General features: G+C 57.1%; 9 protein-coding genes. 6 read left to right on the forward strand and 3 right to left on the reverse strand.

Annotated elements, in window-relative coordinates; all coding sequences use genetic code 11:
• The first annotated feature begins 69 nt into the window (after positions 1–69).
• Positions 70–1,320 carry an integrase domain-containing protein gene (locus ACTG2O_RS11390; protein WP_160881089.1) on the forward strand — a complete coding sequence of 417 codons (1,251 nt, stop codon included), beginning with the start codon at positions 70–72 and terminating at the stop codon, positions 1,318–1,320.
• A 214-nt stretch (positions 1,321–1,534) separates the two neighbouring features.
• Here ACTG2O_RS11390 and ACTG2O_RS11395 read toward each other — a convergent pair whose 3' ends face one another.
• Entirely contained in the window at positions 1,535–2,710 is a 1,176-nt protein-coding gene (locus ACTG2O_RS11395; RefSeq protein ID WP_439975764.1) for a hypothetical protein, read from the reverse strand.
• A 711-nt stretch (positions 2,711–3,421) separates the two neighbouring features.
• Between ACTG2O_RS11395 and ACTG2O_RS11400 the strand changes: the two genes are divergently transcribed.
• From ACTG2O_RS11400 to ACTG2O_RS11420, 5 genes are all read left to right on the forward strand, one after another.
• On the forward strand, positions 3,422–5,272 hold the full coding sequence (locus tag ACTG2O_RS11400; protein ID WP_439975766.1) for a type I restriction-modification system subunit M: 1,851 nt from the start codon (positions 3,422–3,424) through the stop codon (positions 5,270–5,272).
• A 76-nt stretch (positions 5,273–5,348) separates the two neighbouring features.
• A complete protein-coding gene (locus tag ACTG2O_RS11405; protein ID WP_439975768.1) occupies positions 5,349–6,503 on the forward strand; it encodes a restriction endonuclease subunit S in 1,155 nt (384 codons plus the stop codon).
• Positions 6,500–8,920, forward strand: coding sequence for an AAA family ATPase (locus tag ACTG2O_RS11410; RefSeq protein ID WP_439975770.1), 2,421 nt, complete (start codon positions 6,500–6,502; stop codon positions 8,918–8,920). Before ACTG2O_RS11405 ends, ACTG2O_RS11410 begins: the two co-directional genes overlap by 4 nt.
• 110 nt (positions 8,921–9,030) lie before the next feature.
• Positions 9,031–10,245 carry an McrC family protein gene (locus ACTG2O_RS11415; protein ID WP_439975771.1) on the forward strand — a complete coding sequence of 405 codons (1,215 nt, stop codon included), beginning with the start codon at positions 9,031–9,033 and terminating at the stop codon, positions 10,243–10,245.
• 33 nt (positions 10,246–10,278) lie between these two features.
• Positions 10,279–13,377, forward strand: coding sequence for a type I restriction endonuclease subunit R (locus ACTG2O_RS11420; RefSeq protein ID WP_439975773.1), 3,099 nt, complete (start codon positions 10,279–10,281; stop codon positions 13,375–13,377).
• A gap of 54 nt (positions 13,378–13,431) precedes the next feature.
• On the opposite strand, the gene ACTG2O_RS11425 is transcribed toward ACTG2O_RS11420, so the two are convergent.
• On the reverse strand, positions 13,432–13,866 hold the full coding sequence (locus ACTG2O_RS11425) for a hypothetical protein (protein ID WP_439975774.1): 435 nt from the start codon (positions 13,864–13,866) through the stop codon (positions 13,432–13,434).
• Positions 13,867–13,886: 20 nt separating this feature from the next.
• Positions 13,887–14,075, reverse strand: coding sequence for a DUF3283 family protein (locus tag ACTG2O_RS11430; protein ID WP_029303587.1), 189 nt, complete (start codon positions 14,073–14,075; stop codon positions 13,887–13,889).
• Positions 14,076–14,131 lie beyond the last annotated feature (56 nt).

Genomic DNA, 14,131 nt, shown 5'->3' on the forward strand with positions numbered 1-14,131 from the left:
CCTAAAACCGGTGGTTTTTGGTACATGTTTTGGTACATGACGTGCGGCATTACGATGGAGCGTGTACCAATGCCAAGAATTACCAAACCCCTCTCTGCCACGGAAGTGCGTAACGCAAAACCCCGTGAGATCGAATGGACTCTTTCAGATGGAAACGGCCTTGAGCTGTGCGTCTCCCCTAACGGGAATAAGCTATGGCGCTTTCGATACACTCGACCAAGTGGGTCGCGTACCCGGATCTCGCTAGGCGCATACCCGGAGATATCGTTGTCGGACGCCCGCGATCAGGCAGATGCATACCGCCGGTTGCTAGCCAAAGGCAAAGACCCCCAGGACCAAAAGGCTGAAGAACGACTTGCAGCCAACCTCACCTTCCGTATTGTTGCCGAGGAATGGAGGGCGCTGCACCAACGCAGGGTGACCGCTGAGTATGCCAAGGACCTGTGGAACTCACTGGAGCGGCATGTGTTGCCCGGATTGGGGCATATCCCGATCCAGCAAGTGACGGCACAGCATGCAATTGCTGCATTGCGCCCTCTCAAGCTGGAGGAGAAGCACGAGTCGGTTCGACGTAGTTGCCAGCGAATCAACGAGATCATGACGTATGCCGTTAACTCGGGCTACATCATGGCCAACCCGTGTGCAGGTATCCGTCAGGTATTTGATAAACCAACCAAGCAGCACTTGCCCAGTATCGAGCCAAGTCAGTTACCCGTTCTTCTCCGAGCAGTAAACCAAGCCAGCATTACCGTGATTACGCGTAATCTCATCATGTGGAGCCTCCATACCCTTGCTAGGCCGGGTGAGGCCGCAACAGCCCGGTGGGATGAAATTGACTGGGATGCCAAGGTATGGCGTATACCAGCCGAAAAGATGAAGCGTCGCCGGGAACATCAGGTACCTCTCACAGATCAGGCTCTCGATATTCTGCACGCAATGAAGCCGATATCGGGCAGGTTTCCCTACGTCTTTCCCGGGGAACGTAATCGACGTAGCCACTGTAACAAGTCAACGGTCAATATGGCTTTGAAGCGTATGGGATTCGCTGACAAGCTTGTAGCACACGGATTCAGGTCACTTGGAAGTACGGTGCTCAACGAGCGAGGGTTTGCAAAGGACTTGATTGAAGTCGCACTGAGTCACATGGATCGAGACGCTGTACGTGCAGCCTATAACCGTACCGATTTCCTAGAAAGACGCAGGCCTATGATGGAGTGGTGGAGCAACCACATTCAGACTATGGCGCGTAGAGCCACTGAGCTTGACGAGGAAGAGCCTGCGCTAGATGTCGAGGCTGACAGTGCCGAACTTGTTAATTGAAGCTAGCAGATCTTATTGAGCGGTTTAGCCTATCGAACAGCTCATATCATGAGGCCATTTGACAGTGTCATTGTGTCATTGTGTCACGACATCACTGCGAGCTTCTTGGCCCATGCCGGTGTATGTTCGCTCAGGCTCTGACGTCGCTCAGTCCTCCAGGGCGCTTGCTGGCCAAGGGATAAGGGGGCAGGTGCCCCCTTGTTCTTTGATTGCGCTATAGAGCCTCTGAGGCGCTCTGGGCGAACAAGCGCTGTGCTTCCTCTTCTGCCTTGCTGGCAAGCTCGGGGGCGAGTGGGGGCAGTTCGATGCCTTCCCGTCCGGCCACATAGAGTGGTCCACCCACATCATCATCGTATAGGCTGCCATCCTCGTGGATGGCTCTTAAGTCGTCTTGAGTGAAGTCGTTGCCAAGCAACTGGGCTAAACGCAGCCATACCCAAGACTGGTAGAGGTTGTCCCGGTCGTACTCTTCAATGAGGGCGAGCATGGCCTGTGTATCGCCTCTCAGCGCTGCTTGCGTCAACCAATGGTGGGCCGCTTTTGGGTTGTCGTGTTCGATCGCGAGCCATGCGATGGCGGCCGGGTCACTCACTGCAGCTGGGTCAGTGTCAAAGATGCTGCTATCCAGCTTTGCCTCTGCCAGTGCATAGCGTGCCTCGACGATACCACTGCGGGCGGCCTTGAGTGCGTGGGTAAGCCACCGTTCTTGACGTTGCAACCGCTTGGCGAACGCTTCTGCAAACTCCAGTTCTGGGCCGCTCAATATTGCGCCCTGCTGTTGCTTGCGATACCAATAGCCAGAGGCAACGTTAACGTCCTCAATGTACCGACCACCCACGTCGAATCGCTGTGCCAGCCACCAGTGCACCTGTGGATGTCCTCGATCTGCGAAGGCCTCAAGTTGCTGCAGTGCCTGTAGGGCGATGGGGGGCTGATGGTAGGCATCAAGTTGTTCTAGCAGTGCCTGTGCCGCATTGAGGGGCGTTGTGCTGGATGGGGCAGGTTGGAGCTGCGCGTCGTCATCCTCGGCCTCATCATCGAGCCAGCCATCTTCCCATGTGTCATCCCAATCGTCTTCTCTAGTCAGGCCGAGAGCCTCGACTTGGATGCTCACCACGCCAGCACGCTGTAGATGCTGGCCAACCAGCAGCGACAGGGTTTGGGGTTGGGGTAACGCGAGCTCACGTCCTCGCTGCTCGAGTAGGCCGAGGTCAGGCTGACAGGGCCAAGGTGTCTGGTGCAGCACGATAGCCTCGGCTTGAAGTGCAGCGTAGCTGCGGTAGCCGAAAGCGGCGGCGATCAGTTCGTAGAGGTGGCTGGTCTTGAGTGACAGCGCGCTTGAGTCAGCGAGTTGCAGGCGCGTGTCGTGCACGAATTGCTTGATGGTCATGATCCAATCTCCGAGTCCACGCTTCGGGTCAGGCGCACACGTTTAAGCAACCGGAAGGTGGATGCTGGGTATCAGATCATTAAGGGTATGGGGTATTCAATGCCGGTTTGACTCGTGTGCAAGTCGTGCGGGCCGCACCCAAGCACGGTAGCTAACTGCGCAGTCTTGGGCAAGTGACGTTGAAACAAAATCCCGCATTGTTGATCCACTTAACAATAACGACGTTTGTATGGCTATTTTGGTATTGATTTAATTATCATTTGTCTATGCTGTTTCGGGTGAGAGTACGTGTGAGTTTGGTACTGACGATCCCATTGCTTTCGTTCCTCCGTGAGATGTTCGTGCGTTAGTCGGGCCTGTTATCAGGCCCTTTTTTTATTGTGTCTGGCTGTTCTGCTCGCCTTCTGACCACTTGAGCTACCTCGCCTGCGATGACTGCATCCAGCGTGACATTACATAGTGCTGCGGGGTTCATTTGTATAAACTGCCCGCCAGATAATGGATAGACGACTGATGGGCCGGACTTTTTCTCGCCGATGCATCACCTTGGCTGCATCGCCTTCTGTTGACCCACCACCCTGGATAGGTCCCTGCTGTGCCCCCAAGGCTCGGCATGTGCCGCCCCGTCAGTCTGACAACTTGGCCCGCATCCTCACCTTGGCTTTCGCGCAGGTGAGCTGTGAAGGCAACACGCATTAACCGGAGAACCCCATGACCGACCCCAACGAGCTCAGCCAGGCGCTGCTGGCCGCCGTTCCTGAAGATGGCAGCAGTATCGGTAACCAAGCCTTGATGGAAACCTTGAAAGCCCAATTCAGCGACCTGACCGATGAGGTATTTACCGCCGCACGCGAGACCCTGCTGGAACAGGGCGTACTGCGCAAGGGGCGCGGTCGGGGCGGTGCTGTGCTCCGGGTGTTGGATGGCGAAGCAGCCGCTGCAGCACCACGCAAAGCGAAAGCCAGTGGAAAGGGCAAGCAGGCCAAGGATGAGCCGCAAGTTACCGGTATCGAGGGGCTGAAGAAGACCCTGTGGGCTGCCGCAGACAAGCTGCGTGCCGACATGGACGCCGCCGAGTACAAGCACATCGTGCTGGGCCTTATCTTCCTCAAGTACATCTCCGACTCCTTCGCTGCCCGTCGAAGCGAACTGACCCGCCGCTTTGCCGATGAGAGCGACGAGTACTTCCTCTACGACTGTGACGATGAGCTGCTGGCCGAGGAGCTGGAAGATCGCGACTACTACCGTGAGGTGAACGCCTTCTGGGTACCGGAAGGGGCCCGTTGGGAGGGGCTGCGCGCCCATGCCAAGCAGGCCGATATCGGCAAGCGAATTGACGATGCGCTGACCCTGATCGAGCAGGAGAACCCACGGCTCAAGGGCATCCTCGACAAGCGCTACGCCCGTGCCCAGTTGCCCGATGGCAAGCTCGGCGAGCTGGTGGATCTGGTTTCCAAGATTGGCTTTGGCAGTGATGTCGGTGAAGCTCGCGACATCCTGGGGCAGGTCTACGAGTACTTCCTTGGTGAGTTTGCCAGTGCCGAGGGCAAGAAGGGGGGCCAGTTCTACACGCCTGCCAGCATCGTCAAGACGCTGGTGGCGGTACTTGCTCCCCATCATGGTCAGGTCTACGACCCCTGCTGCGGTTCAGGCGGCATGTTCGTGCAGTCGGAGAGGTTTATCGAAGCCCATGGCGGTAAGCTGGGTGACGTCTCTATCTACGGTCAGGAGTCGAACCCGACCACTTGGCGGCTGGCGGCGATGAACCTCGCCATCCAGGGGATGGACTACAACCTCGGGCGCGAAAACGGTGATACCTTCACCCGCAATCAGCACCCTGACTTGCGTGCAGACTTCGTGCTGGCCAACCCGCCGTTCAATATCAGCGACTGGTGGCATGGTAGCCTCGAAGGGGATCCGCGCTGGGTCTACGGTACGCCGCCTGCGGGCAACGCCAACTATGCGTGGCTGCAGCATATGCTCTACCACCTCAAGCCAACTGGTCGTGCCGGTATCGTGCTGGCCAATGGCTCAATGAGTTCCAGCCAGAACAGCGAGGGTGATATTCGCCGTGCCATGGTGGAGGCGGACGTGGTGGAGTGCATGGTGGCCCTGCCGGGGCAGCTCTTCTTCAACACCCAGATCCCCGCCTGCCTCTGGTTCCTCGCCAAGAACAAGACCCGCCGCCAGGGCGAGGTGCTGTTTATCGATGCCCGCAAGCTGGGCACCATGATCAGCCGGGTGCAGTGCGAGCTCGATGAGAGCGCGATTGCCCGTATCGCCGATACCTTCCACGCGTGGAAAGGGGACGGGGAGTGCGAGCAGCCATACGAGGATGTAGCGGGTTTCTGCCGCAGCGTAACCCTGGCCGAGATTGCCGAGCACGGCCATGTGTTGACCCCTGGCCGCTATGTGGGCGCCGAAGAGGTGGAGGAGGACGATGAGGCCTTTGCCGACAAGATGGCTCGCTTGACCAAGCGACTCGGTGACCAGATGACCAAGGGCGCCGAGTTGGACCAGTTGATCAAACAGAAGCTGGGGGGGCTTGGGTATGAGCTCTGAGTGCGTACCATTTACTGAGTTACTGGCGAAGATCATTGACAATCGCGGTAAGACTTGTCCGGTAGGGAATGCTGGGGTGCCACTGATCGCGACCAATTGTGTCAGCAACAATTCACTCTACCCCACTTATGACACCACTCGGTTTGTAGATGAGGAAACTTACAGGAATTGGTTTCGTGGGCATCCTGAACCGGGTGACATTCTATTTGTCTGCAAAGGGAGTCCTGGTCGGACGAACTGGGTACCCGATCCAGTAGATTTCTGTATTGCTCAGGACATGGTCGCTGTTCGGGCTAATCCGGGGAGAATTTATCCGAAGTATCTGTTTGCAGCTCTTCGGTCTTCCATCGTGCAATCACAGATCGACAACATGCATGTCGGCACGATGATCCCTCACTTTAAAAAAGGCGATTTTGACAAGCTGAAGATTCCGGTTCCGTCAGGTGTGAAGCAAGAATTTATTGGTGATTTGTACTTCATCATTTCTGAGCGTATCGCCCTGCTGCGCGAGACCAATGCCACGTTGGAGGCCATCGCGCAGGCGTTGTTCAAGTCGTGGTTTGTTGACTTCGACCCAGTCCATGCCCGTGCTCGTGGCGAGCAACCACCAGGTCTGGCCCCTGAGGTCGCCGCCCTGTTCCCCGACAGCTTCGAAGAGTCCGCTCTCGGCTTGGTGCCGAAGGGATGGGCTATTGGCGAGTTGCAGGACTTGTTGGTACTTCAGCGTGGATTTGATTTACCCGCATCAGCAAGGACGCCGGGAGCATATCCCTTGATTGCTGCAAGTGGCCCTAATGGCACACACAATGTGGCCATGGCGAAGGGGCCGGGTGTAATAACCGGTCGCTCCGGTGTCCTTGGCAAAGTCTTTTTGACACTTGAGGATTACTGGCCACTCAATACCACGCTTTGGGTCAAAGAGTTCAAACATGCCACACCTTGCTATGCATACGAGTTGTTGAGAATGTTGGATTTTTCCTCTTTCAATGCAGGGTCCGCTGTTCCGACGCTCAATCGGAACCACATTCATTCTTTGAAGTACTTACTGCCGTCTAAAGCGTTAGTACGTGAGTATGAGAGCAAGGCGATGGTGTTGCATCAACGAGCGCTTGCTAATGCCAAACAAGCAGAGACCCTGACAACCTTGCGCGATACCCTGCTACCCCGTCTGATCTCTGGCCAACTGCGCTTGCCGGATGTCGAACAACAACTGAAGGACCTCGCTGTATGACGGCCGCTGTTGTAAACGCCACTGCCTTTACCAATGAACACTTCCCGCGCTTGTTGGCTCAGCTCAAGACGATGGGCGACAGAGCCCACTTCGATAGCGAACAGAGCGAGCTCTATCGCCAGTTTATCGAGCAGTTCCCGCTCGACTCGTTGCCTAACCTGACCCTTGAGCAGTACTGCGTGGGCAAGGGGGATGGCAACTCGTTCTGCTGGTGGATTGAGCGTGGGCTACAGCGCGTACTAGCCCGCTATATGCCCGGTACCTCCAAGGGGCACCTTATCTACTTTTTGGGGGATGGGTCTGTCTACAAGAACAAACGGTTAGCGGACTTGAGTGATGAAGAGGCGTTGCGCTATACGCTCAAGGTGCAACACTGCGTGGCGGCCGCCGACCCTGATGAGGACCTGAGCTGGATAGATGACGACCAAGAGGTCTATCAGCGAGCTGGGGTGGATGCACGAGTGACCATGAGTAATGGCCGAAAATTGAGGTTGGTCACCTGCTATCAGCCATCGCGTATGTTGCCAATATCTTCCCCTAGCCATCTTGGTCACTTTCTTAACGTGTTGGGGTGGCCGTCAGACGATATTCCTCCTGAAAACCAATCCATTGGGCGTATGCAGCGCCTGATGCGTTATTACGACTTGGCCCGCGAGTCGTTACCTGAATTGACCCCATATGGCTTTATGTTGGGCCTGTATGACGAGTCGTTGGGACTGGCACCACCAAAGGCAGACAAGGACGATAGCGGGAGTGATGATGAGGATGACACCATGAGCGAAGCAAACGACACCCCGGTGATGCCCAAGACCAACGCACCGTTGAACCAGATCCTCTTCGGCCCGCCCGGTACCGGCAAGACCTACCACACCATCAACAAGGCGTTGGCTATTCTCGACCCCGAGTGTCTGGCACAACACGACGATGATGTGAGCCCAGAGGCCCGCAAGGCGCTTAAGGCGCGCTTTGATGAGCTGGTAAAGGAGGGGCGTATCGACTTTGTGACCTTCCACCAGAGCTTCAGTTATGAAGACTTTGTGGAGGGGATCCGTGCCGAGAGTGATGGAGACAGCGGTCAACTGACTTATGACGTGGTTGATGGCGTCTTCAAGCGCATGTGTGACGCGGTGGCCGCCAAAGTCACGCGCAGCGACAGCCATGAGGCGATGACGTTGGAGGGACGCCGGGTCTGGAAGATGTCGCTTGGCAACACTCAGGGCGATGATGCCCATATCTTTGACGACTGCATTGAGCAGGGTCTTATCCGGTTGGGCTATGGCAGCTCTCACGACTACAGCGAGTGTAAGACACGCAGCGACGTTCAGCGCGTGTTGGAGCAGTCGGTGGGCAAGATAGACAACGCCTATGACTACACCGTGACCAGCGTGATGACGCTGGTGAACCGGATGAAGATTGGCGACCTCGTGGTGGTCACCGACGGCAACTTCAAGTTCCGCGCTATCGGCGAGATTACCGGTGATTATCGTAGTGACGTGCACTACGAGGGGGATGACAGCTACGCGCAGGTCAGGCCGGTCAAGTGGCTATGCCAGTTCAGCCCCTCGCTCCCATGCGGTGAGCTGATCAACGGCCGCTTTAGCCAGATGACGCTCTATGAGTTGAAGGCACCGACCTTGATCCCGGAGAAGCTGCTTGCTCTGGTCAATGCCACAGCATCACAAGTTGGGTCGCAGAGTGAACCTGGCGTCACGCCATCGAACAAACGCGTATTGATCATCGACGAGATCAACCGGGGCAACGTTTCGCGCATCTTCGGTGAGTTGATCACCCTGATAGAGCCAAGCAAGCGAGCTGGGGCAAGCGAGGCACTGACCACTACTCTGCCTTACTCCAAGCGCCCCTTTAGCGTACCGGACAACCTCTACCTTATCGGTACCATGAACACCGCTGACCGCTCCTTGGCCGGACTCGATATCGCGCTGCGTCGCCGCTTTGTGTTTGAAGAGATGCCACCTAGGGCCGAGCTGCTTGATGGCGTGGTCATCGAGGAAGAGGGGCACAAGGTAGACGTAGGTCGCTTGCTCCATACGCTGAACCAGCGTATCGAGGTGCTGTTGGACCGTGACCATTGCCTCGGTCATGCCTACTTTATGCCGCTCAAAGCGGCTGCCAAGCCAACCTTGGCGCAGTTGGGATACATCTTCCAGCATCAGATCCTGCCGCTATTGCAGGAGTACTTCTTTGAGGACTGGCAGCGCATCGCCTGGGTGCTCAATGATCATCGCAAGAGCAAGGCTGAGGCGATGTTCCTCGAGGCGCCCAAGCTCGAACTCAAGACCCTGCTTGGTGATATAGCGGTTGGGGGACAACGCCAACGTTGGATCATCAATGAGAAGGCGTTTACGCGTATTGAGGCCTATGCCTTGACCATCGAGGGTGACAAGGGGGCGCAGTGAAGGCTCCCATCACGGTTCGTGAATATGGTTGGTTAACTGTTAGAGATAACGCTGTTGATACGCTGACGCTTGCCCATATAGACCCGGTTGATTTCGATTGGCTATGTCAGTTGAGCCAGCGCTACAAGGTAAGCCATGCACCCGCTCTTGCGCAGGTGGAAGATAGCCGGACCTTGCAACTGGACAACTACGTGGGGGTGATAGAGACCCCCACCGGGCAGGTGATCGAGATCCTGCCCAAGACCGCTAATGAGGATGACCCACTCGAGGATGGTCGTGAGTTGATCCGCCGGATGCTGGAACGAGCCCTGGATCTGCCACCCCGTGAAACGGCGGAGGCGTCGTTGGATCGCTTTGATATGCCGCTCAATGAGTGGGTTATCGCGCGCTTTCTGACCGAGCTCGATCAGCTGGTCAAACGTGGCGTGCGCAGTGACTATCAGCGTCTTGAGGCGACCGAGCCGTTCTTGCGTGGTCAGCTGGATGTCGCCCGGCAGATGCGCCAGCCACCGGGCCGGGGCCACCACTTTGCGTTACGTTACGACCTCTTCTTGCCCGACCGGGCCGAGAACCGGCTGCTCAAGCGGGCGCTGGAGACCGTCGCTAATGCGACTCAGCACCCGGACAACTGGCGGTTGGCACAGGAGCTGCGCCACTTGCTGGTGGATGTGCCTGCCAGCCGCGATGTGGAAGGGGATTTCAGACTGTGGCGACATGACCGCTTGATGGCTCACTATCAAGGGGCTCGGCCGTGGTGTGAGCTCATCCTCTATCGTGCCATGCCGAGTGCCCTGAATGGTGAGTGGCGCGGCATCAGCCTGCTGTTCCCCATGGAGAAGCTGTTCGAGCGCTATGTAGAGTCGTGCCTGCGCGAGCAGCTGTTGCCCGATGCCAACCTCAAAGCCCAGGTGGCCAGTCAGTACCTTTGCACCCAGCAAGGCAAGCAGATGTTCCGGTTACAGCCGGACCTCTTGTTGCAGCACGGCAACAAGCGTTGGGTGATGGATGTGAAGTGGAAGCGGCTCGATAGCAGCGACCGTGACGGAAAGTACGGCATCAGCCAGGGTGACCTCTACCAACTGTTTGCCTACGGCCACAAGTACCTGACCGAGCAAGATGATGGTCATCTGGTATTGATTTATCCATCATGGAGCCAGCTCAAAGTTCCACTCGAACCTTTTTGTTATGATGCCCGCCTGACGTTGTGGGTCTTGCCGTTTGACTTGGCTGCCAGTTCGTCCCACCGGCTGATATTGCCTTGCCAGCCGGGGGCGGATTCTGCGTGCGAACTGCGTTTGCCACTGAGGCCCACCGAGCCCGCCTGACGGGCGTTTCTCCCTGTTGATGAGTGATGGTGCATGACCGAAGATCAGTTGGAACAAGAGGTGCTGGGGTGGTTGGCCGAGGTGGGCTATCGTGTGGTGTGTGGCTACGACGTTGCCCCCGATTCTGATAACCCGTGGCGTACGAACTTCAATCAGGTGCTGTTGCTCGACCAGTTGAGAGGCGCTATAGCACGCCTTAATCCGTCTGTGCCGATGGTAGCGCGTGAAGACGCGCTGGCGCAGGTGGTCAATCTCGATACCCCGGCGCAACTGTCGGCCAACCGGGCGTTTCACCGCCTGCTGGTGAATGGGGTCCCAGTCCAGTACCAGCGGGATGGCGAGACGGTGGGGGACTTTGTCCGCCTCGTTGACTTCGAGAACCCCGCCGCCAACGAGTGGCTGGCCATCAATCAGTTCACCATCAAGGGGCCCAAGCACACCCGACGCCCAGACATCATCCTCTTCGTCAACGGGTTGCCGCTGGTTGTGCTGGAGCTCAAGAACCCGGCCGACGTGCATGCCGACATCTGGAAGGCATTCGACCAACTGCAGACTTACAAGGAGCAGATCCCCGACCTGTTCCAGTACAACGAGATCATGATTGCCTCCGATGGTAGCGAGGCGCGGATGGGGTCGCTGTCTGCGGATGCCGAACGCTTTATGCAGTGGCGCACGGTGGATGGGGTCAACCTCGACCCCTACGGCGAGTTTGGCGAGCTGGAGACCATGGTGCGCGGCATTCTGATCCCGGCCATGTTGCTCGATTACCTGCGCTTCTTCGTGCTGTTTGAAGATGACGGCCGGTTGGTCAAGAAGATCGCCGGTTACCATCAGTTCCATGCGGTCAGGGCGGCCATCGAGCAGGTGGTGCTCGCATCGCGTCCAGACGGCAGCCACAAGGGCGGGGTGGTGTGGCATACCCAGGGCAGTGGCAAGAGCATCACCATGACCTGCTTTGCGGCGCGGGTGATGCGAGACGCCGCGATGGAGAACCCGACCATTGTCGTCATCACTGACCGCAATGACCTTGATGGCCAGCTCTTCGGGGTCTTCTCACTCTCGCAAGACCTGCTGCGCGAGCAGCCGGTGCAAGTGAGTACGCGAGGTGACCTGCGTGACAAGCTTGGCAACAGGCCCTCCGGCGGCATCGTGTTCACGACCATCCAGAAGTTCATGCCCGGCGAGGATGAGGACTCGTTCCCGGTGCTCAGCGACCGTGCCAACATCGTGGTCATCGCGGATGAAGCACATCGAACCCAATACGGTTTCAGCGCCTCGCTCAAAGCGCCAGGCAAGGTTGCAGAAGGAGCTGCGCGCTATCAGGTCGGGTATGCCCAGCACTTGCGCGACGCGCTGCCCAACGCGACGTTCGTGGCCTTTACCGGTACGCCCGTATCTGCGGAAGACCGGGACACTCGCGCTGTCTTTGGCGACTACATCCACGTCTACGACATGCAGCAGGCCAAGGACGATGGTGCCACGGTTGCCATCTACTACGAGTCACGCTTGGCCAAGTTGTCACTTAATAACGAAGAGCTTCCCCACATCGACGACGAAGTGGATGAGCTGGCCGAGGATGAGGAAGAGAGCGAGCAGGCCAAGCTTAAGTCACGGTGGGCAGCCTTGGAGAAGGTGGTTGGCAGCAAGCCAAGAATTGAGCGGGTTGCCGCCGATCTGGTGGCCCACTTCGAAGAGCGCAATCAGGCGCAGCATGGCAAGGCCATGGTGGTCGCCATGAGCCGCGAGATTTGCGTGCACTTGTATGATGCCATCGTGGCCCTGCGCCCCGACTGGCATGACTCTGACCCCGACAAGGGGGCCATCAAGATCGTGATGACCGGCAGCGCTTCTGACAAGGCATTGCTGCGGCCCCACATCCATGCCACCCAAGTGAAGAAACGGCTGGAGAAGCGGTTCAAAGACCCGAGTGACCCGCTCAAGTTGGTCATCGTGCGAGATATGTGGCTTACCGGCTTCGACGCGCCCTGCGTACATACCCTTTATGTGGACAAGCCGATGAAGGGCCACAACCTGATGCAGGCCATTGCGCGGGTAAACCGGGTGTTCAAGGACAAACAAGGTGGGTTGGTGGTCGATTACATTGGTATCGCCAACGAGCTCAAGAGCGCTATCAAGGAGTACACCGCCAGCCGTGGTCGTGGTCGCCCTACGGTCGATGCCCGTGAGGCTTACGCGGTGTTGGAGGAGAAGTTGGATGTACTGCGCTCCATGTTGCATGGCTTCGATTACAGCGACTACCTCACGGGTGGACACAAGCTGCTGGCAAGAGCTGCTGACTTCATCCTTGGTCTTGAAGATGGCAAGAAGCGCTTTGCTGACAACGCGCTGGCGATGAGCAAGGCATTCACCCTCTGTTGCACTCTTGATGAGGCCAAGGCGGTACGAGAGGAAGTGGCCTTCTTGCAAGCGGTCAAGGTGATGCTGACCAAGAAAGAGGTCACCCGGAAGAAGAAGACTGACGAAGAGCGCGACCTGGCTATTCGCCAGATCATCGGCAATGCCGTGGTATCGGGCGATGTAGTCGATGTGTTTGAAGCGGTCGGCCTCGACAAGCCCAACATCGGCCTGCTTGATGATGATTTTCTGGCCGAGGTACGCAACCTGCCGGAGCGCAATCTCGCCGTGGAGCTGCTTGAGCGGCTGCTGGAGGGGGAAATCAAGGCGAAGTTCGCGACCAACCTATCTCAAGAGAAGAAGTTCTCGGAGATGCTGACCAAGGTCATCCAGCGCTATCAGAACCGCTCCATCGAGACCGCGCAGGTCATTGAGGAGCTGATCGACATGGCCAAGAAGTTCGCGGCTGTGAGCAAGCGGGGGCAGGCCTTGGGCCTCAACGATGACGAGCTCGCCTTCTATGATGCCCTTGCCAACAATGAGGCGTCGGTGCGCGAACTCGGGGACAAGACGTTGGCCAAGATAGCCCATGAGCTCACCGCCAGCCTGCGCCGTAGTGTCACGGTGGATTGGAGTCGCCGTGAAAGTGTTAGAGCCCGACTTCGTCTGTTGGTTAAACGTATCCTGCGTACTTACAAGTACCCGCCAGACCAACAGGAAGAGGCTGCCCAGTTGGTGCTGGCGCAGGCAGAGAGCTTGTGTGAGGCGTGGTGTTGAGTGGGGGAGGCGCGAGCCTCCCTCACCTTATCTATCAAGATGTGTAGATATGGCTTACTTCAGTATGACGCTGCCTGAAGGTATCTGGTTGGCCTCTTCGAGGCTCAGGTAGCGTGGGCCTTGTACGCTGGCCAGTGACTTGAATAACCACGGATGCGGCTTTAGCCAAGCTTTGGTGTCTTCGTAAACGTCTCCACCGACCACGAAGTAACGACCATCACACCCGTCATCGTGTAGTTCATTGACATCAGGTGTCGAGAGTTTCAGCTGGCAGCCTTCGATGACAACCACGACTTGAGACTTGTAAACCCCAATGACGGTGGAGATTTTGCTGGCCATATCACTTGAAACCCGCCAAGCGCTAATGGCGCCCTTGTAAGCACCTCGGCTGGAGTAGGTCTCTACCAAGTTGACTACCAATGCCGTCACAATACGTACCTCGTTAAGTTGTTTGGAATGCGGTTTGTTGCTAGTGACCTGCATAGCCACCGATGAACATGTTGATAGGGTCAGCGAGACTTGAAGTAGGCGACCTTTTCAAGGAAGTAGCGACCCAGTTCACCTTGATGTTGGTTCGCTTCGCTTTCGGCGCTGGCCAAGTGACCGTTGCGCTCCTTCCATACCGCATATGCGGCGGCCTTCTCGACCTCGACCCGTTCTTGCTGCTCTTTCGGTAGGGCACACAGATTGTGACTCATACTGACCTCTTTGTTATTTGTTGGCGCCATGGTACGCCATCACTGGCATGCGGGAC

Origin of the sequence: Aeromonas sp. 61P, assembly GCF_051919545.1 — a bacterium.
Lineage (GTDB): Bacteria > Pseudomonadota > Gammaproteobacteria > Enterobacterales > Aeromonadaceae > Aeromonas > Aeromonas veronii.

Bases quoted from the DNA above. Each gene is read 5' to 3' on its own strand.
- ACTG2O_RS11430 (WP_029303587.1), bottom strand. From the start codon at position 14,075: ATGAGTCACAATCTGTGTGCCCTACCGAAAGAGCAGCAAGAACGGGTC.
- ACTG2O_RS11395 (WP_439975764.1), bottom strand. From the start codon at position 2,710: ATGACCATCAAGCAATTCGTGCACGACACGCGCCTGCAACTCGCTGAC.
- ACTG2O_RS11390 (WP_160881089.1), top strand. From the start codon at position 70: ATGCCAAGAATTACCAAACCCCTCTCTGCCACGGAAGTGCGTAACGCA.
- ACTG2O_RS11420 (WP_439975773.1), top strand. From the start codon at position 10,279: ATGACCGAAGATCAGTTGGAACAAGAGGTGCTGGGGTGGTTGGCCGAG.
- ACTG2O_RS11410 (WP_439975770.1), top strand. From the start codon at position 6,500: ATGACGGCCGCTGTTGTAAACGCCACTGCCTTTACCAATGAACACTTC.
- ACTG2O_RS11400 (WP_439975766.1), top strand. From the start codon at position 3,422: ATGACCGACCCCAACGAGCTCAGCCAGGCGCTGCTGGCCGCCGTTCCT.